Source organism: Enterobacter sp. HK-058-C-ECC, assembly GCF_047531125.1.
Lineage (GTDB): Bacteria > Pseudomonadota > Gammaproteobacteria > Enterobacterales > Enterobacteriaceae > Enterobacter > Enterobacter quasiroggenkampii.
On sequence record NZ_JBLKCH010000001.1, the window covers coordinates 444,897 to 462,381 of the forward strand.

The following is a 17,485-nucleotide window of genomic DNA, read 5'->3' on the forward strand; positions in this document are numbered from 1 at the left end:
ACCCTCTCCCACAGGGAGAGGGAGAAGGGCACGAATCGTAGGCCGGGTAAGCGCAGCGCCACCCGGCAGGATGTTAAAAGCGTGTGTCCACGGCTGCTGCGAGTTTCTCCAGCAGCAGCTCGCTGTCTTCCCAGCTCAGGCACGGGTCGGTGATCGACTGGCCGTATACCATCTGCTGGCCAGCAACGATTTTCTGCGTGCCTTCTTTGATAAAGCTCTCCGCCATAATCCCTGCAACGGCGGTTGAACCGCTGCGGATCTGCTGGCAGATCTCATCGCAGACGTCCAGCTGGCGGCGATGCTGCTTCTGGCAGTTGCCGTGGCTGAAGTCCACCACCAGATGTTCCGGCAGGTCGAACTCGGCCAGGGTTTCACAGGCCGCCGCAATATCTTGTGCATGGTAATTGGGTTTCTTGCCGCCGCGCATGATGATGTGCCCGTACGGGTTACCGCTGGTCTGGTAGATGGTCATATGACCGCTCTTGTCCGGCGACAGGAACATGTGGCTGGCACGGGCAGCGCGGATGGCATCAACCGCAATACGGGTATTGCCATCGGTCCCGTTTTTAAAGCCGACCGGACAGGAGAGGGCGGAGGCCATCTCGCGGTGGATTTGGCTTTCGGTGGTGCGTGCGCCAATCGCGCCCCAGCTGATCAGATCGGCGATAAACTGCCCGGTCACCATATCAAGAAACTCGGTGGCGGTCGGCACGCCCAGCTCGTTGACCTGCAAAAGCAGCTTACGTGCCAGCTCAATGCCGTGATTCACGCGATAGCTGCCGTTCAGGTCAGGGTCGGAAATCAGCCCTTTCCAGCCCACCACGGTCCGCGGTTTTTCAAAGTAGGTTCGCATCACAATCTCAAGGCGGTGCTGATACTTATCCCGCAGGCCCTGAAGCCGTTTTGCATAATCCATCGCGGCATTCAGATCGTGGATGGAGCAGGGACCAATCACCACCAGAAGACGCTTGTCTTCACCATTAAGTATTTTTTCAATGCGGCGGCGGGAGGCCGTCACGTGTTCCGCAACGGTAGCGGAAACAGGATGCCGCTGGGCCAGTTCAGCCGGCGTAACCAGGCTGTCAATGCGCGCAGTGCGGAGTTCATCGGTTTTATTCATGGAATGTCTCAGAAAATTTTTGCTTCATCGGCAGACTACCGGGAAGTGATGGGCATCACCTTAAACCAATCCCTGCTGATTTCAAGTTCGGGGCGACACCGCCCCGTGGTTGCAGATGATGATACCTGAATCCGAGCTAATGTACTAGCATGTTAGTACATGCGGCGATTAAGTCCCATGATGTCGAGAATTTTGGTGGCAATTTCTTCCACAGAGTAGTTGGTGCTGTTCAGCCACGGGATCTGATTTTTGCGGTACAGGGCTTCCACTTCGGAGACCTCCATCCGGCACTGGCGCATGGAGGCGTAACGGCTGTTCTCGCGGCGCTCTTCGCGGATGGCAGCAAGGCGTTCCGGATTAATGGTCAGGCCGAACAGTTTGTGCTGCAGCGGCTTAAGGGCGGCGGGCAGCACCAGGTTATCCATATCGTCAGCAATAAACGGGTAGTTGGCGGCGCGAATGCCGAACTGCATCGCCAGGTAGAGGCTGGTCGGCGTTTTGCCGCAGCGCGACACGCCAAGCAGGATCACCTGCGCCTGGTCGAGATTACGCAGAGAGATACCGTCGTCGTGCGCGAGGGTATAGTCAATGGCGGCGATACGTGCGTCGTACTTGGTCAGGTTGCCGGGGTTCAGCCCGTGGGTACGGTGGGCGATAGGCGTCGGGTCGAGCTTCAGCTCGCTTTGCAGCGGAGCCACCAGCGCCTGCACGATATCCTGGCAGAAGCCTTCACTCTGCAGAATGATGGCGCGAATCTCGGGGATCACGATGGAGTAGAACACCAGCGGGCGGACGCCGGTCTGTTGGTAAATGGCGTCGATCTGGTCCTTCACCGCTTTGGCGCGGCTCTCATTTTCGACAAACGGCAGCGTAATGCTGTTGATCGATACGGGAAACTGCGACATCACCGCGTGGCCCAGCACCTCGGCGGTGATCGCCGTACCATCAGAAATATAAAAAACGTGACGATCGACAGCACTATCCATTTTACCCACCCTGAATATCAGACGTAATTGTCTGAAAGCATAAATTAAAAAAGTAATTTACACAGCAAAGAACTTATCCTAATTATGAATGAAACGCTGTTTTTGATTTTCCTGAAAAGTGGATTTCATTTTTCAAATAGCGACTTTATTTTTGGGGTTTCTGGCTGAATATAGAGGAATCATCGGGTTAATCGTTGATGGGAAAGTATCCGAAAAGTTGAAATTTTAAATTGCTTACACGATTCACCGTTTTTTTAGCGGAAATAAATATGCCAGTATAAATACGTAGTCAGGTGTTACTTACTCCGATCAAATATCACAAAAGGATTGTTTCGATGTCCAACAATGGCTCGTCACCGCTGGTGCTTTGGTATAACCAACTCGGCATGAATGATGTAGACAGAGTTGGGGGCAAAAATGCCTCCCTGGGTGAAATGATTACAAACCTGTCGGGTATGGGTGTCTCCGTACCGAACGGGTTTGCCACCACCGCCGATGCCTTTAACCTGTTTTTAGACCAGAGCGGTGTTAACCAGCGCATTTACGACCTGCTGGATAAAACGGATATTGATGACGTCACTGAGCTTGCCAAAGCCGGGGCGCAGATCCGCCAGTGGATCATCGACACACCTTTCCAGCCGGAACTGGAAAAAGCCATTCACGACGCGTACAACCAGCTCTCTGCTGACGATGCGCAGGCCTCCTTTGCCGTGCGTTCCTCTGCGACCGCGGAAGACATGCCGGACGCCTCGTTTGCCGGGCAGCAGGAAACCTTCCTGAACGTCCAGGGTTACGATGCGGTGCTGGTGGCCGTGAAGCACGTGTTTGCTTCCCTGTTTAACGACCGTGCCATCTCCTATCGCGTGCACCAGGGCTACGACCATCGCGGCGTGGCACTTTCCGCTGGCGTGCAGCGCATGGTGCGCTCGGACGTAGGCTCATCCGGCGTGATGTTCTCCATTGATACCGAATCCGGCTTCGACCAGGTGGTGTTTATCACCTCCGCGTGGGGTCTGGGTGAGATGGTTGTGCAGGGTGCGGTAAACCCTGACGAATTCTACGTTCACAAGCCTACGCTGGCCGCTGGCCGTCCGGCGGTGGTGCGCCGCACCATGGGCTCGAAAAAAATCCGCATGATCTATGCCCCGACCCAGGAGCATGGCAAGCAGGTTAAAATTGAAGACGTACCGCAGGAACAGCGCGACCGCTTCTCCCTGACCGACGCCGAAGTGCAGGAGCTGGCGAAGCAGGCGGTGCAGATTGAAAAACACTACGGCCGCCCGATGGATATCGAATGGGCGAAAGACGGGAACACCGGCAAGCTGTTTATCGTGCAGGCGCGCCCGGAAACCGTCCGCTCTCGCGGCCAGGTGATGGAGCGTTATACGCTGCACGCCCAGGGCAAAATCGTGGCGGAAGGCCGTGCTATCGGTCACCGCATCGGTGCTGGCCCGGTGAAAGTGATCCACGACATCAGCGAGATGAACCGTATTGAGCCCGGCGACGTGCTGGTGACCGACATGACCGACCCGGACTGGGAACCGATCATGAAGAAAGCGGCGGCTATCGTCACCAACCGCGGCGGCCGTACCTGTCACGCGGCGATCATTGCACGCGAACTGGGTATTCCTGCGGTTGTCGGCTGCGGTGATGCTACCGAGCGCATGAAGGACGGACAGAACGTGACCGTCTCCTGTGCCGAAGGCGATACCGGCTACGTGTATGCCGATATCCTCGACTTCAGCGTGAAGAGCTCCAGCGTGGATACCATGCCGGATCTGCCGCTGAAGATCATGATGAACGTCGGTAACCCAGACCGCGCGTTCGACTTCGCCTGCCTGCCAAACGAAGGCGTAGGCCTGGCGCGCCTGGAATTTATCATCAACCGTATGATCGGCGTTCACCCGCGTGCGCTGCTGGAGTTTGACGACCAGGATCCGAAGCTGCAGAACGAAATCCGCGAGATGATGAAAGGCTACGACTCGCCGAAAGAGTTCTACGTCGGCCGTCTGACCGAAGGGATCGCGACGCTGGGTGCCGCCTTCTATCCGAAACGCGTGATTGTGCGTCTGTCTGACTTTAAGTCTAACGAATACGCCAACCTGGTCGGCGGCGAGCGCTACGAGCCGGAAGAAGAGAACCCGATGCTGGGCTTCCGCGGGGCCGGACGCTACGTGTCCGACAGCTTCCGCGACTGCTTCGCGCTGGAGTGTGAGGCGGTGAAGCGCGTGCGCAACGACATGGGTCTGACCAACGTGGAGATCATGATCCCGTTCGTACGTACCGTGGATCAGGCGAAAGCGGTTGTGGACGAGCTGGCGCGTCAGGGTCTGAAGCGCGGCGAGAACGGGCTGAAGATCATCATGATGTGTGAAATTCCGTCCAACGCCCTGCTGGCCGAGCAGTTCCTGGAGCACTTCGACGGCTTCTCTATCGGTTCGAACGACATGACGCAGCTGACGCTGGGTCTGGACCGCGACTCCGGCGTGGTCTCCGAGCTGTTCGATGAGCGTAACGAGGCGGTGAAGGCGCTGCTCTCCCTGTCCATCCGCGCGGCGAAGAAGCAGGGCAAATACGTCGGGATTTGTGGTCAGGGTCCATCCGACCATGAAGACTTTGCCGCCTGGCTGATGGAGGAGGGGATTGATAGCCTGTCCCTGAACCCGGATACGGTGGTGCAAACCTGGCTGAGCCTGGCGGAACTGAACAAGTAACCGCTTAAAAACGGATAAAGGCGAGGAGATATCTCCTCGCCTTTTTTATTTTCCCTCTTATTTGCTCCCCATCACAAATAAAGTAAAAAACCAAATATCATAATTTGTCTGTCAATTTAGACAATTGTTAGCGCGCAACGCGTTGCTAATACTTGAGCCTTACTGCGCATTTCCCTTTCAGTGATGCGCAACTGGTTGAAATACGTTTTAACCTGATAAAAAGGCAAATAACAATGACACTCTCCTCTGTATTGCGTACCAAAGATAAAATAGGTTATGGCTTAGGTGATATGGCCAGCGCGCTGGTCTGGCAAACGGCAACCTTATTTCTCGCTTATTTCTATACGGACGTTTTTGGGCTACCCGCCGCCATCATGGGCACCATGTTTTTAGTGGTGCGCGTGGTTGATGCGTTTGTCGACCCGTGCATTGGCGCCCTGGTGGATCGCACCCAGACGCGTCACGGTCGTTTCCGTCCCTGGCTGCTGTGGTTCGCCATTCCGTTTGGCGTAAGCTGCCTCATCACCTTCTATGTACCGGACGTGGGGCCGACGGCGAAAATCGTTTATGCCTGTGTGACCTACGCGATCTTAAGCCTGATTTACTCCGCCATTAACGTACCTTACTGCGCCATGCCCGGCGCGCTGACGCTGGATCCGCGCGAGCGTCACTCCCTGCAGTCGTGGCGCTTTGGCCTGTCGTTTATCGGCGGGTTGATTGTGACGGTGATTGCCCTGCCGCTGGTCTCACTGTTAGGCCAGGGCAACGTGCAGAAAGGCTATTTCTATGCCATGAGCCTGATGGGGCTGCTGGGCATTGTGCTCTTTTTCTGCTGTTTCCTGATGACCCGCGAGCGCTATTCGCCGCGCAATGATACCTCCGGCTCGATGCTGACCGATTTAAAACTGCTGGCCGGTAACAGCCAGTGGCGCATTGTTTTCCTGTTTAATATTTTGCTGTTAACGGCGGTGGTAACGCGTGGTTCCGCCACGATGTATTACGTGAACTATGTGCTGTTGCGCCCGGAGCTGGTTTTTGCCTTTATTGTTTCCGGGATGGTCGCTTCCTTAAGCGGCGCATTATTATCTGAACGGCTGCTGGGGAAATTTGACCGCGTGCGCGCCTACCAGTGGACCATTATTTCCTTCGTTATTTTCGGCGCGCTGATTTTCTTCCTGCCGCCTTCGCAGGTGTGGCTGATTTTTGGCCTCAACATCGTCTTTAGCTTTGTGCAAAACCTGACCACGCCGCTGCAGTGGACCATGTTCTCCGATGTGGTCGACTACGAAGAGCATCGCAGCGGCCGCCGCCTGGACGGCTTGGTCTTCTCCACCGCACTGTTTGCCATCAAATTAGGCCTGGCGCTGGGGGGCGCGGTGGTCGGCTGGGTGCTGGGCATGGTGGATTACGCCCCGGGACAGGCAACTCAGGCACCCCACGTACTCTCTACGATTAACGCGCTGTTCACCCTTATCCCTTGCGCGCTGTTCCTCTGCATGGTCGCGCTGCTTGCTATCTACAAGCTCAACAGTCGGCTGGTGGATTCCATCGCCCGGGAGTTGGCCAGCAAGCGTGAGGTGAGACCCGACGCGGGGCAGCTCAGCCCAACAATCCCTTCCGCACTACAGGAGTAAAACATGACAGCTATCTATAAGGACGCGGGACGTCCCGTGCACGAGCGCGTCGCCGATTTACTGGCGCGTATGACCCCGGAAGAGAAGTTCGCCCAGATGCATGCGTACTGGCTGATCCTCGATGAAAACGGCAACCATCGCGAACGCAGCGACCTCAGCGATGAATTCGCCGGCGTGAGCGAGCAGGCAGCGCTGAGTGAACGGCTAAAGCTGGGCGTCGGGCAGATCACCCGTCCGCTGGGTACCCATATCGTTGACGCGAAAACCGGGGTGCGCGCCGCTAACCGCCTGCAGCGCATGATGATGGAAGAGACGCGTCTCGGCATTCCGGCATTGTTCCATGAAGAGTGCCTGGTGGGGCTGCTGTGCAAAGACGCCACGCTGTTCCCGTCGTCGCTGAACTATGGCTCTACCTGGGATCCTGAACTGGTACAGCGCGCGGCAGAGCAGATCGGTAAAGAGGCGCGGTCCGTCGGCTGTCAGCAGGGGCTGGCGCCGGTGCTGGACGTTTCCCGCGACGTGCGCTGGGGGCGAACCGAAGAGACCTTCGGGGAAGATCCCTGGCTGGTGGGGGTGATGGCAACCGCCTACGTGAAAGGGTTGCAGGGCGATAAGCGCGATCTGTTGGCGACGCTCAAGCACTACGTGGGCCACTCGTTCAGCGAAGGGGCGCGCAACCATGCGCCGGTACATCTGGGCTTTAGCGAACTGAACGACACCTTCCTGCTGCCGTTTGAAATGGCGGTGAAGCTGGCCAATGCCGGGTCGGTGATGCCGGCCTACCACGATATCGACAATCAGCCGGGGCACAGCGACAGCTTCCTGCTGACCACCGTCCTGCGCGAACAGTGGGGCTTCGACGGGATTATTGTCGCGGATTACGGCGGCGTCAGCCTGCTGCACCAGCATCACGGTGTGTCCCACGATGCGGCCGAATCCGCCGCGCTGGCCTTTAACGCCGGGCTGGACGTCGAGCTGCCGAAAGATGACTGCGCGCGCCATCTGGCGGACGCCGTTGAGCGCGGGCTGATTTCCATGACCAGGGTGGATGAGATCGTGGCGCGCGTGCTGACCGAAAAATTCCGCCTGGGCCTGTTTGAAAACCCGTACGCGGATGAGAACGGTATCGATCTGCAAAATGACACCACCCGACAGGTTGCGCGTGAGGTGGCGACGAAATCGGTCACACTGCTGGAAAACAACGGTATTTTACCGCTCTGCGGTAAGCCCCGCGTGGCGGTGGTGGGGCCGACGGCAGACGATCCGCTGGCGTTGCTCAGCGGCTACAGCTTCCCGGTACATCTGATCATCAGCGATATGGTTGAAGAGACCTCGCAGGTAACGACCCCGCGCGCGGCGCTGGAACATTACCTCGGCGCGTCGCAGGTCCGTTACGCCAAAGGGTGTCACATCATCGAGAAACGGATGGCGGGTGCGCCGGTCTTCCCGGGCGACAGCGGCGGTAAGCCGATGCAGCAGTCGCCGGTCTCGCAAAGCACCGCGCTGATCCCCGAGGCCGTGAACGCGGCGCAGGAGAGTGACGTGGTGGTGGCCTGCGTGGGCGATCTCGCCGGGCTGTTCCAGAGCGGAACCGTGGGGGAAGGTTCCGACACCGACTCCCTGAATCTGCCGGGCGTGCAGCAACAGCTGCTGGAGGCGCTGGTGGCGACGGGCAAACCGGTGATTGTCGTGATGACCGGCGGGCGCCCGTACAACCTTCAGGGGCTGGAGGATAAGATTGCAGCGCTGCTGGTGGCGTGGGCGCCAGGGCAGGAAGGGGGCTGGGCGATCGCGGACGTGCTAACGGGACGCGCTGAGCCGCAGGGGCGTCTGGTGGTGAGCGTGCCGAAAAGCGCCGGTGCAATGCCGTATTACTACAATCACAAGCTCAAAAGCGGCGGCACGCCGTTTGCGTTCCACTTCGGTTCACGTTATCCGTTTGGCTTCGGCCTTGGCTGGACGACGTTTAGCTGGGGGGCTGCCCGCGTAGCTGAAAGCAACGTGCCGGTCGACGGCGAGGTGACGCTGAGCGTGGATATCACCAATGCCGGTGAACGCAGCGGCAGCGAGGTGGTGCAGGTTTACGTCAGGGATAAGGTCGCCACCCAGGTACGGCCGCTACAGGAGCTGAAGGCGTTCCAGCGCGTCACGCTCTCGCCGGGCGAAACCACCACGGTCAGCTTTACGCTACCGGTTGAGATGTTCAACTTTACCCGCCGGGACGGGAAACGCATCGTTGAGCCGGGCGAGTTTGAACTGCAGGTTGGCGCATCGTCGGCGGATATCCGCGCGGCGGTGAGGGTTAATGTGACAGGGGAAACACGTGTGCTGCCTGTTGAATGGCGGATGCTCAGTACCTGTGAGGTTAAGCGCGCGTAGTCAGGATAAAAAAAAGCCCATCGTGGGAGATGGGCAAAGACTACACACAGCAATTCGTTGTTTCACTCAGGGGATTTCCATGCTTATAAATCAAGGTGTTGATCTATAACCGTGTCCTAATAGTAGGCATGTCATCTTTTAGCGTCGATCGGATTCGTCTCAATAGTTAAAGAGACGTAAAGATTTTTTAAGGTGAATAGCGGACTTAGAGCAAAAAAGGCGGGTCTGACCAGTGAGCAACGAATAAATACTTTAGCAGCGTTAAAGTATTATGAGGGGGAATGTAGGCCGGGTAAGCGTTAGCGCCACCCGGCAAAAAAACTTAATGCGTGTTCTTCTCTTCCAGCTCTTCCAGTTCGCTCAAAATCACGTCCGGGTCTGTTCCCGGAGGCGGAATTTCATGCACCCAGGCGGAGAACAGACGCCAGGTGACGGCGAGCAGTACCGGGCCAATAAACAGGCCTATCATGCCAAAGGCAATCAGTCCGCCAATGACCCCGGAGAGGATCAGGATCAGCGGCAGGTCAGCACCCATGCGGATGAGTATCGGACGAATGACGTTATCCATGGTGCCGACCACGCAGCTCCAGACCAGCAGCACCGTTCCCCACGTGGTATCACCCGTCCAATACAGCCAGATAATACTAGGGACCAGCACCAGCAGCGGTCCCAGTTGCGCAAGACAGGTCATCAGCATGACCACGGTGAACACGGTAGCGTACGGTACGCCGGAAATCGCCAGACCGATACCGCCCAGCACCGCCTGCACCAGCGCGGTCACCACCACGCCCAGCGCCACCGCGCGCACGGCCTGCGCAGCCAGTAAAACCGCCGCGTCACCCCGTTTGCCCGCCAGGCGGGTGGCAAAGTGACGAACGCCTAAAGCCACCTGCTCGCCGCGCCAGTAGAGCAGGGCGCTGAAGAGCAGCATCAGGGTACAGTGCATCATAAACCGGCCGATATGCGCCGCCTGACCCACAAACCAGGTCGTGGTCGTGCCAATGTACGGGCGGACTTTTGCCATCAGCGCGCTGCCGCCCATCTCCAGCAGGCTATGCCAGCCGCTGTAGAGCTTGGCGCCCACCACCGGAATGCTGTTCAGCCAGGCGAGATCCGGCAGCGTCAGGTCACCGCTGCTAATAGCGCGAATAACGGGGCCACTGGAATCCACCAGGCTATTCACCAGCAGGGCAATCGGAATAATAAACAGCAGGAACAGCAGGAGCGTCATGACCAGCACCGCTAACCCGCGGCGGCCGAACAGCAGCTTCTGTAAACGCAGCAGCAGAGGCCACGTGGCAACGACAACGGTCGCGGCCCAGGCGAAGCCGAGAATAAAGGGTTGAACAATCCACAGACACGCAATAATCATGAGGGCCAGGAACAGCACCGACAGCAAAATTTGCGCAACATCCCTGGGCTGGCGAAGATTGACCATAAATGAAACTTTCCTTAAAAGAACGCCAGCATGGCTGGCGGGAACGGAAAACCGCGTCTCTCTAATCATTGATGATCTCAGCGGTTTTTGACAGGCGGATTTTGCCTGTAATTCGGCAGAGATTATAAGAAAAAAATGTGATAAAACTTTCCAGACACAACGCAAACGATTTTATACACAAAATCATTCGAGTTGCATCAAGGCGGCAAGTCTGAGAATCCCCAGGAGCTTACTGAAGTAAGTGACTGGGGTGAGCAGACGCAGCCAACGCAGAGGCAGCTCGAAGGATGACGTGTATATACAACTCTAATTAGGGTCGACAGTTATGATCCCACAGATTTCTCAGGCACCTGGCGTCGTTCAGCTGGTGCTTAATTTTTTGCAAGCACTGGAGCAACAGGGTTTTACAGGTGATACCGCCACGAACTATGCCGACAGGCTGACGATGGCGACCGATAACAGTATTTACCAGCTTCTTCCCGATGCCGTGGTTTTCCCTCGTTCAACGGCCGACGTGGCGCTTATCGCCCGGCTGGCCACGCAGGAGCGCTTCGCCTCGCTGGTCTTTACGCCGCGCGGCGGCGGCACCGGGACCAATGGTCAGGCGCTGAACCAGGGCATCATTGTTGATATGTCGCGCTATATGAACCGCATCATTGAGATCAACCCGGAAGAGGGGTGGGTGCGGGTCGAAGCGGGCGTTATCAAAGATCAGCTTAACCAGTACCTCAAGCCTTACGGTTACTTTTTTGCCCCGGAGCTTTCCACCAGTAACCGCGCGACCCTCGGCGGGATGATCAACACGGATGCCTCCGGTCAGGGCTCGCTGGTCTACGGCAAAACCTCCGATCACGTGCTGGGCTTGCGTGCCGTTCTGCTGGGCGGCGATATTCTCGATACGCAGCCGATGCCGGTCGAACTGGCGGAAACGCTGGGCAAAGATAACACGGCCAGCGGACGCATCTATCGTACCGTGCTGGAGCGCTGCCGCGACAACCGCCAGCTTATTCTCGATAAGTTCCCCAAACTGAACCGCTTCCTGACCGGGTACGACCTGCGTCACGTCTTTAACGACGACCTGACCCAGTTTGATTTAACCCGCGTGCTCACCGGCTCCGAAGGGACGCTGGCGTTTATCACCGAGGCGCGGCTGGATATCACCCGCCTGCCGAAGGTGCGTCGGCTGGTGAACGTCAAATATGACTCCTTCGATTCCGCGCTGCGCAATGCGCCGTTTATGGTGGAAGCGAAAGCGCTGTCGGTGGAAACGGTTGACTCCAAAGTGCTTAACCTGGCCCGGGAAGATATTGTCTGGCACTCCGTCAGCGATCTCATTACCGACGTGCCGGATAAAGAGATGCTCGGTCTTAACATCGTGGAATTTGCCGGCGACGATGCGGCGCTGATTGAGAGCCAGGTCACCACGCTCTGCCAGCGGCTGGATGAGCTGATTGCGCAGGGCGAAGGCGGTGTGATTGGCTGGCAGCTCTGTAACGATCTGGCCGGGATTGAGCGTATCTATGCGATGCGTAAAAAAGCCGTGGGCCTGCTCGGCAATGCGAAAGGGGCGGCGAAGCCGATTCCCTTTGCCGAAGATACCTGCGTGCCGCCTGAGCATCTGGCGGATTATATCGTCGAGTTTCGCGCCCTGCTGGACAGCCACGGCCTGAGCTACGGCATGTTCGGCCACGTCGATGCCGGGGTACTGCACGTGCGTCCGGCGCTGGATATGTGCGACCCGCAGCAGGAGATCCTGATGAAGCAGATCTCCGATGATGTGGTGGCCTTAACCGCCAAATATGGCGGTCTGCTCTGGGGAGAGCACGGGAAAGGATTCCGCGCGGAATACAGCCCCGCATTCTTCGGCGAACAGCTCTATGCGGAGCTGCGCAAGGTGAAGGCGGCTTTCGACCCGCATAACCGCCTCAACCCGGGCAAAATCTGCCCACCTGAAGGCGTGGACGCGCCAATGATGCAGGTGGATGCCGTCAAGCGCGGCACATACGACAGACAGATCCCGATTGCGGTGCGCTCCTCCTGGCGCGGTGCGATGGAGTGTAACGGCAACGGCCTGTGCTTTAACTTTGATGTGAAAAGCCCGATGTGTCCGTCAATGAAAATCACCAGCAACCGTATCCACTCTCCAAAGGGGCGGGCGACGCTGGTGCGTGAATGGCTGCGTCTGCTGGCCGATCGCGGGGTTGACCCGCTAAGGCTGGAGCAGCAGCTTCCGGAAAAACGGGCCAGCCTGCGCTCGCTGATTGAACGCACCCGCAACAGCTGGCATGCCAACAAGGGCGAGTATGATTTCTCTCATGAGGTGAAAGAGGCGATGTCCGGCTGTCTGGCCTGTAAAGCCTGCTCAACCCAATGCCCGATTAAAATCGACGTGCCGGAATTCCGCTCGCGCTTCCTGCAGCTGTATCACACCCGCTACCTCCGCCCGGTGCGCGACCATCTGGTGGCAACGGTGGAAAGCTACGCGCCGCTGATGGCGCGCGCGCCGAAGACCTTCAACTTCTTTATCAACCAGCCGCTGGTGCGCAAGCTCTCTGAAAAACATATCGGCATGGTCGATTTGCCGCTGCTGTCGGTGCCGTCTCTGCAGCGCCAGCTCGTCGGGCATCGCTCGGCGAACATGACCCTGGAGCAGCTGGAGGCACTCACGCCTGAGCAAAAAGCGAAGGTGGTGCTGGTGGTGCAGGATCCGTTTACCAGCTACTACGATGCCCAGGTGGTGGCGGATTTCATCCGCCTGACCGAAAAGCTGGGGTATCAGCCGGTGGTCCTGCCGTTCTCACCCAACGGTAAGGCGCAGCACATTAAAGGCTTCCTGACGCGCTTTGCGAAGACCGCGCAGAAAACCGCTGACTTCTTAAACCGCGTGGCGCAACTCGCGATACCGATGGTCGGCGTCGACCCGGCGCTGGTGCTGTGCTATCGCGATGAATACAAGCAGACGCTGGGCGACAAGCGCGGTGATTTCCACGTCATGCTGGTGCACGAGTGGCTGCCGATGGCCCTGGAAGGCAAAGCTGTACAGGACGTCAGCGGCGAACCGTGGTATCTGTTCGGACACTGCACAGAAGTCACCGCGCTGCCGGGTGCCCCCGCGCAGTGGGCCTCCGTATTTGCCCGCTTCGGCGCGAAGCTGGAGAGCGTCAGCGTGGGCTGTTGCGGCATGGCCGGCACCTACGGGCACGAAGTGAAAAACCACGCCAACTCGCTCGGCATCTATGAGCTGTCCTGGCATCAGGCGATGCAGCGTTTGCCGCGAAACCGCTGTCTGGCGACGGGATACTCCTGCCGCAGCCAGGTGAAACGGGTAGAAGGTAACGGGGTACGTCACCCATTGCAGGCTTTACTGGAGATAATTGGATGATCTGGAAACGTGCCGTGACGCTGCAGGCGCTGAACGCCATGGGCGAGGGGAATATGGTGGGGCTGCTGGATATTCAGTTCACCCGCATCGGCGACGATGATATCGAGGCCACCATGCCCGTCGATCGTCGCACACATCAGCCGTTTGGTTTATTGCACGGCGGGGCGTCCGTCGTGCTGGCCGAAACTCTGGGCTCGGTGGCGGGATATCTCTGTACCGAAGGGGAGCAGAAGGTGGTCGGACTCGAGGTGAATGCTAACCATATCCGCTCGGTACGCAGCGGGCGCGTGCGCGGAGTTTGCCGCGCGCTCCACGCCGGTAGCCGCCATCAGGTATGGCAGATTGACATTCTCGACGAGCAGGATCGCCTGTGCTGCTCGTCGCGGCTGACGACGGCGGTCGTGTAAAGTTTTCAGATGTTTTGCCTTTGGTCAAAAACTAGTCAGTGGGTTGTGATATACTGGTCAGGTTTTGTACATAAGCGAGGACATCATGGATACTGAAATAACCCCAATACAGCTGGCAATTGAATATTTACGTCGCGATAAGAGCAATCTGTCCCCGGCGCAGTATCTGAAAAAGCTGAAACAGCTTGAGCTGGAATTTACAGATTTGCTGGCGCTCTCTTCGAATGAGTTGAAAGAAGAGATTTACTTTGCCTGGCGGTTGGGCGTTCACGTCCATTGAGAGAGTAAAAAAGGCCGCAAGAGCGGCCTTTTTTGTGTCTGACGTTCAGTATTTAGCGGGGAGCTTGTTGATTTTAATAAGCCTGCCTTCTTCCATTTCGATAAATCCGCCGGTTTTTAAATCCGCCAGAATGCGCATCACGCCGCTGCGGGAGAGCTGGGTTTTCTCCCTGATATACCTTTCCGCCGTCACGCTGCCGCGATAGCTCTCATCTTCATCCATCAGTTTTATGAGCTGCTGGCGAATCATCTCATACGCCGTGGGCGCGCCCTGTGGCATCACGTTGTTATAAAGACGGCTATAGACAAACATCAGCTGTTGAGAGAGCAGTCCCCAAAGCGCCTTCTCTTGAATAATGGCATTCACCCGTTCGGTGGTGAGCGTCCCGATCAGACACGGGCTGACGGTCTTAAGATAATCATTAAAATAGATATCGGTGAGGTTAGCGATGCCGAAGATGGCAGGGCTGCGGGCCGTAGACAGCATCCTGTCATCGCTTTTTCTGTAGATGGCGACGGTTCCCTCAAGAATTAAATAGCACATGCCCTGACCGTTGACCTGCAGGTCCAGCCGCTCGCCGCGGGCGATATGTCGCGTTGTGCAATCAGATAACAGGTGTGAAATAAGTTCTTGCGCGTAGGGGGAACCCCGTTGAGACTTTTCTGGAAGGGACATGGTTGCCGACAGCCTTAAAAATAACCTGGCTAATTATAGCGCTTCTCCTGGTTTCAGGCACGCTGGCTGTCAATATTTGCGGGGCAGATGGTGAATGTCAAGCAGCACCCCACGCTCCATGGTGATGTACTTCCCGGTCCGCAGTTCTGCAAGAATGCGCATAATTCCGCTACGCGAAAGATAGGTCCTGCTTTTGATATACGCGGCCGCCGTTGTATTTTGCCGTATGGCATCGGGCTCCTGCATTAGCTCAACAAGCTGGAAACGAATGATGTCGTAAGCAGACATTTGCGATATTTGCGCGCAGTGCTCATACACCCGCGAGGCCGTATAAATCAGCAGCTTTGAAAAGTGCTCCCATAAATCCTGCTGCCCAACGATCTGATTAAACGTCTCCAGCGGCACGCGGGCTATTTCAGCCGTCTCAAGGGCCCTGACATACAGATGTTCCGAAGAAAACTGGCTGCTGACGCCAAGAATAAAAGGCGCAGATTCAGAGTTTAAAACAATACCATCGCCGCGACGATGAAGCGCCACACTCCCCTGGAGAAGTAAAAAACACTGGCGAATCTCATCTTTATAATAATGTACGGTTTCCCCTCGGCTGATAATTATTCTGTCCGCCGCAGGTACCACTGATTTAATCAGGGCGTCTATATGGCTAAGCGGTTTTAAACCCAGAACGGTTGATTCCTGGTGATTCAGTGGAGGGGGTAAACGCGTATTCATAAGATACCTCACGGCGACTACGGGTCCGATCGTTTTTTGAACTGTGGGAAGAATTATCTTAAAAATGAAGGGGTCAGGGAATGTTTCGACGAGGTCTAAAAGTAGACCATTGAGTCGTTGTAATCTAACAGCCTGAATATAAACAAAAAGATTTCATAGTCTATTAATAGACCAGGACAGCATGGCTTAAGTATTTCCTGAAAGGAATGTTGTTTTTTCGTTAAATCAAAGTCTACAGCTAGACCATCTAAACGTTGTATTCACCCGTATGATTATATAAATTTTAACCAGCCAGTCAGAAAGAACTTATGGCTTTAATAAAAAACAAATGAATTCACATTGATGTATTCATCAGCTTTCTGCTGCATGAGTGTTAATAATAAATAAAGTTATCCCCTAAATCAGGAAAATAAAGATTATGAAAAAGAACGTTATTTTAGCGATGGCTGCGACGGGGGCCGTCTTAATGATGGGCAACGCTTTCGCTGCTGCAGGAACCGTCAATTTTAATGGTAACATCCTGGACTCTGCCTGCGATGTTGCGGTTTCATCTCAAAATCAGGTGGTGGTATTGGGCGATTACAATAAATCAGAATTTACGGTGACGGGTTCCCGAACGGCGGCAGCGAAATTCGATATTGTCCTGAAGAACTGCCCGGTCACGGTCACCAGTGCCAAAGTGCGTTTTGACGGTACCCCCGATCTGACCAACGCCGACCTGCTGGCTATTGATACCTCCGTCGCCGGTGCGGCAACGGGTGTTGCCATCAATTTGATGACCGCAGATAAAGCGGATCTGCCTTTACATGGCAGCAACAGCTATAGCTATACGCTAAGCAGTACCGCAGATAATACGCTGAATTTCTACGCGCAGTATATTTCAACGGCGTCATCGGTGACGGCCGGCCCTGCCAACTCCGTAGCTAATTTCTCCGTTGTTTATAACTAATCATTAAGCAGAACCTGAGCCGGTTCCACGCGGTTCTGCGTGGGGGCATTCACTGCCCCCGTGTTTCACGAGGTGTAACATGCATTTTATTAGCAAGACCCTGCTCATCGCGGTCATCCTCTCTGCATCGTTTTCGCATGCTTATGCCGGGGTCATTATTGGCGGGACCCGCGTCATTTTTGATGGCGGGAAAAAAGAGGCATCAATCAGCATTAACAATGCAGACAGCGTGCCTTATTTAATCCAGTCCTGGGTTGAGATGCCCGAGGGTAATGCTAATAAAGCGCCTTTTATTGTTACGCCTCCGTTATATCGACTGGATGGGGGTCAGCAAAACATTGAGCGCATTTTGTTCTCAGGTTCATTACCTCAGGATAAAGAGAGTCTTTTCTGGCTGAATATTAAAGCGATACCGTCTGCCTCGAAGCAGACAAACTCACTGCAAATTGCCGTCAAAACGCGCATCAAGCTTATTTATCGCCCGACAGGTCTGAAGGCATCCACCCCGGAAGAGCAAGCGAATAAATTAACCTGGTCGCGTAGCGGGGATAAACTTCTGGTCACCAATCCAACGCCCTATGTCATCAATTTTAATGAAATAAGCATCGGCGATAAAAAGCTGGATGAGGTCTCCTGGGTGGCGCCTGGCGCAATGGCGGCATTTACCTTACCCGCAGGAGCCAGTGGCAGTCATATTTCATTCAAAGTTATTAATGATTACGGCAGCCCCGGAATAATACATCAGGCCAGCTTTTAATTTATTAAAAGCGGTGCTCCTCGTTTCGAGTCAGG

The 17,485-nt window shown here is 55.9% G+C and carries 13 protein-coding genes and 1 other RNA gene; 8 read left to right on the forward strand and 6 right to left on the reverse strand.

All coding sequences use genetic code 11. The features are described from left to right. Nucleotides 1–73: 73 nt before the first annotated feature. Together aroH and ppsR are read right to left on the reverse strand one after the other, a co-directional pair. On the reverse strand, nt 74–1,120 hold the full coding sequence (gene aroH, locus ACMWJS_RS02200; protein WP_414746526.1) for a 3-deoxy-7-phosphoheptulonate synthase AroH: 1,047 nt from the start codon (nt 1,118–1,120) through the stop codon (nt 74–76). A 152-nt stretch (nt 1,121–1,272) separates the two neighbouring features. Beyond that, the gene (ppsR, locus tag ACMWJS_RS02205) at nt 1,273–2,106 is read right to left on the reverse strand and encodes a posphoenolpyruvate synthetase regulatory kinase/phosphorylase PpsR (protein WP_008500644.1); all 834 of its coding nucleotides are present in this window, start codon (nt 2,104–2,106) and stop codon (nt 1,273–1,275) included. 335 nt (nt 2,107–2,441) lie between these two features. Between ppsR and ppsA the strand changes: the two genes are divergently transcribed. From ppsA to ACMWJS_RS02220, 3 genes are all read left to right on the forward strand, one after another. Next, nucleotides 2,442–4,820 carry a phosphoenolpyruvate synthase gene (gene ppsA / locus ACMWJS_RS02210; RefSeq protein ID WP_045910280.1) on the forward strand — a complete coding sequence of 793 codons (2,379 nt, stop codon included), beginning with the start codon at nt 2,442–2,444 and terminating at the stop codon, nt 4,818–4,820. Nucleotides 4,821–5,053: 233 nt separating this feature from the next. Further along, on the forward strand, nt 5,054–6,454 hold the full coding sequence (locus tag ACMWJS_RS02215) for an MFS transporter (protein WP_414746527.1): 1,401 nt from the start codon (nt 5,054–5,056) through the stop codon (nt 6,452–6,454). Nucleotides 6,455–6,457: 3 nt separating this feature from the next. Beyond that, nucleotides 6,458–8,833, forward strand: coding sequence for a glycoside hydrolase family 3 N-terminal domain-containing protein (locus ACMWJS_RS02220; RefSeq protein ID WP_414746528.1), 2,376 nt, complete (start codon nt 6,458–6,460; stop codon nt 8,831–8,833). A gap of 5 nt (nt 8,834–8,838) precedes the next feature. On the opposite strand, the gene rprA is transcribed toward ACMWJS_RS02220, so the two are convergent. Further along, nucleotides 8,839–8,946: antisense sRNA RprA (rprA, locus tag ACMWJS_RS02225), an RNA gene on the reverse strand. A 209-nt stretch (nt 8,947–9,155) separates the two neighbouring features. Then, nucleotides 9,156–10,271 (reverse strand): AI-2E family transporter YdiK, encoded by a 1,116-nt coding sequence (gene ydiK / locus ACMWJS_RS02230; RefSeq protein WP_045910283.1) that lies wholly within the window; start codon nt 10,269–10,271, stop codon nt 9,156–9,158. A gap of 325 nt (nt 10,272–10,596) precedes the next feature. Here ydiK and ACMWJS_RS02235 point away from each other — a divergent pair, with 325 nt between their 5' ends. From ACMWJS_RS02235 to ACMWJS_RS02245, 3 genes are all read left to right on the forward strand, one after another. Beyond that, nucleotides 10,597–13,653 carry an FAD-binding and (Fe-S)-binding domain-containing protein gene (locus ACMWJS_RS02235; RefSeq protein WP_414746529.1) on the forward strand — a complete coding sequence of 1,019 codons (3,057 nt, stop codon included), beginning with the start codon at nt 10,597–10,599 and terminating at the stop codon, nt 13,651–13,653. Then, a complete protein-coding gene (menI, locus tag ACMWJS_RS02240; RefSeq protein WP_021241102.1) occupies nt 13,650–14,060 on the forward strand; it encodes a 1,4-dihydroxy-2-naphthoyl-CoA hydrolase in 411 nt (136 codons plus the stop codon). The genes ACMWJS_RS02235 and menI overlap by 4 nt, the downstream gene beginning before the upstream one ends. A gap of 85 nt (nt 14,061–14,145) precedes the next feature. After that, a complete protein-coding gene (locus ACMWJS_RS02245; protein ID WP_047653618.1) occupies nt 14,146–14,340 on the forward strand; it encodes a YdiH family protein in 195 nt (64 codons plus the stop codon). Between the two features lie 45 nt (nt 14,341–14,385). Here ACMWJS_RS02245 and ACMWJS_RS02250 read toward each other — a convergent pair whose 3' ends face one another. Together ACMWJS_RS02250 and ACMWJS_RS02255 are read right to left on the reverse strand one after the other, a co-directional pair. Beyond that, nucleotides 14,386–15,015, reverse strand: coding sequence for a helix-turn-helix domain-containing protein (locus ACMWJS_RS02250; RefSeq protein ID WP_414746530.1), 630 nt, complete (start codon nt 15,013–15,015; stop codon nt 14,386–14,388). Between the two features lie 69 nt (nt 15,016–15,084). Then, entirely contained in the window at nt 15,085–15,744 is a 660-nt protein-coding gene (locus tag ACMWJS_RS02255) for a helix-turn-helix domain-containing protein (RefSeq protein ID WP_414746531.1), read from the reverse strand. Nucleotides 15,745–16,162: 418 nt separating this feature from the next. Between ACMWJS_RS02255 and ACMWJS_RS02260 the strand changes: the two genes are divergently transcribed. Both ACMWJS_RS02260 and ACMWJS_RS02265 read left to right on the forward strand, forming a co-directional pair. Further along, nucleotides 16,163–16,693 carry a fimbrial protein gene (locus tag ACMWJS_RS02260; RefSeq protein ID WP_414746532.1) on the forward strand — a complete coding sequence of 177 codons (531 nt, stop codon included), beginning with the start codon at nt 16,163–16,165 and terminating at the stop codon, nt 16,691–16,693. Nucleotides 16,694–16,772: 79 nt separating this feature from the next. Next, complete coding sequence (locus ACMWJS_RS02265; protein WP_262750402.1) at nt 16,773–17,450, forward strand: molecular chaperone; 678 nt, start codon at nt 16,773–16,775, stop codon at nt 17,448–17,450. Nucleotides 17,451–17,485 lie beyond the last annotated feature (35 nt).

What these genes read in the sequence shown, in the direction of transcription:
- aroH (WP_414746526.1), bottom strand. Translation starts at nt 1,120, where the DNA reads ATGAATAAAACCGATGAACTCCGCACTGCGCGCATTGACAGCCTGGTT.
- ppsR (WP_008500644.1), bottom strand. Translation starts at nt 2,106, where the DNA reads ATGGATAGTGCTGTCGATCGTCACGTTTTTTATATTTCTGATGGTACG.
- ppsA (WP_045910280.1), top strand. Translation starts at nt 2,442, where the DNA reads ATGTCCAACAATGGCTCGTCACCGCTGGTGCTTTGGTATAACCAACTC.
- ACMWJS_RS02215 (WP_414746527.1), top strand. Translation starts at nt 5,054, where the DNA reads ATGACACTCTCCTCTGTATTGCGTACCAAAGATAAAATAGGTTATGGC.
- ACMWJS_RS02220 (WP_414746528.1), top strand. Translation starts at nt 6,458, where the DNA reads ATGACAGCTATCTATAAGGACGCGGGACGTCCCGTGCACGAGCGCGTC.
- ydiK (WP_045910283.1), bottom strand. Translation starts at nt 10,271, where the DNA reads ATGGTCAATCTTCGCCAGCCCAGGGATGTTGCGCAAATTTTGCTGTCG.
- ACMWJS_RS02235 (WP_414746529.1), top strand. Translation starts at nt 10,597, where the DNA reads ATGATCCCACAGATTTCTCAGGCACCTGGCGTCGTTCAGCTGGTGCTT.
- menI (WP_021241102.1), top strand. Translation starts at nt 13,650, where the DNA reads ATGATCTGGAAACGTGCCGTGACGCTGCAGGCGCTGAACGCCATGGGC.
- ACMWJS_RS02245 (WP_047653618.1), top strand. Translation starts at nt 14,146, where the DNA reads ATGGATACTGAAATAACCCCAATACAGCTGGCAATTGAATATTTACGT.
- ACMWJS_RS02250 (WP_414746530.1), bottom strand. Translation starts at nt 15,015, where the DNA reads ATGTCCCTTCCAGAAAAGTCTCAACGGGGTTCCCCCTACGCGCAAGAA.
- ACMWJS_RS02255 (WP_414746531.1), bottom strand. Translation starts at nt 15,744, where the DNA reads ATGAATACGCGTTTACCCCCTCCACTGAATCACCAGGAATCAACCGTT.
- ACMWJS_RS02260 (WP_414746532.1), top strand. Translation starts at nt 16,163, where the DNA reads ATGAAAAAGAACGTTATTTTAGCGATGGCTGCGACGGGGGCCGTCTTA.
- ACMWJS_RS02265 (WP_262750402.1), top strand. Translation starts at nt 16,773, where the DNA reads ATGCATTTTATTAGCAAGACCCTGCTCATCGCGGTCATCCTCTCTGCA.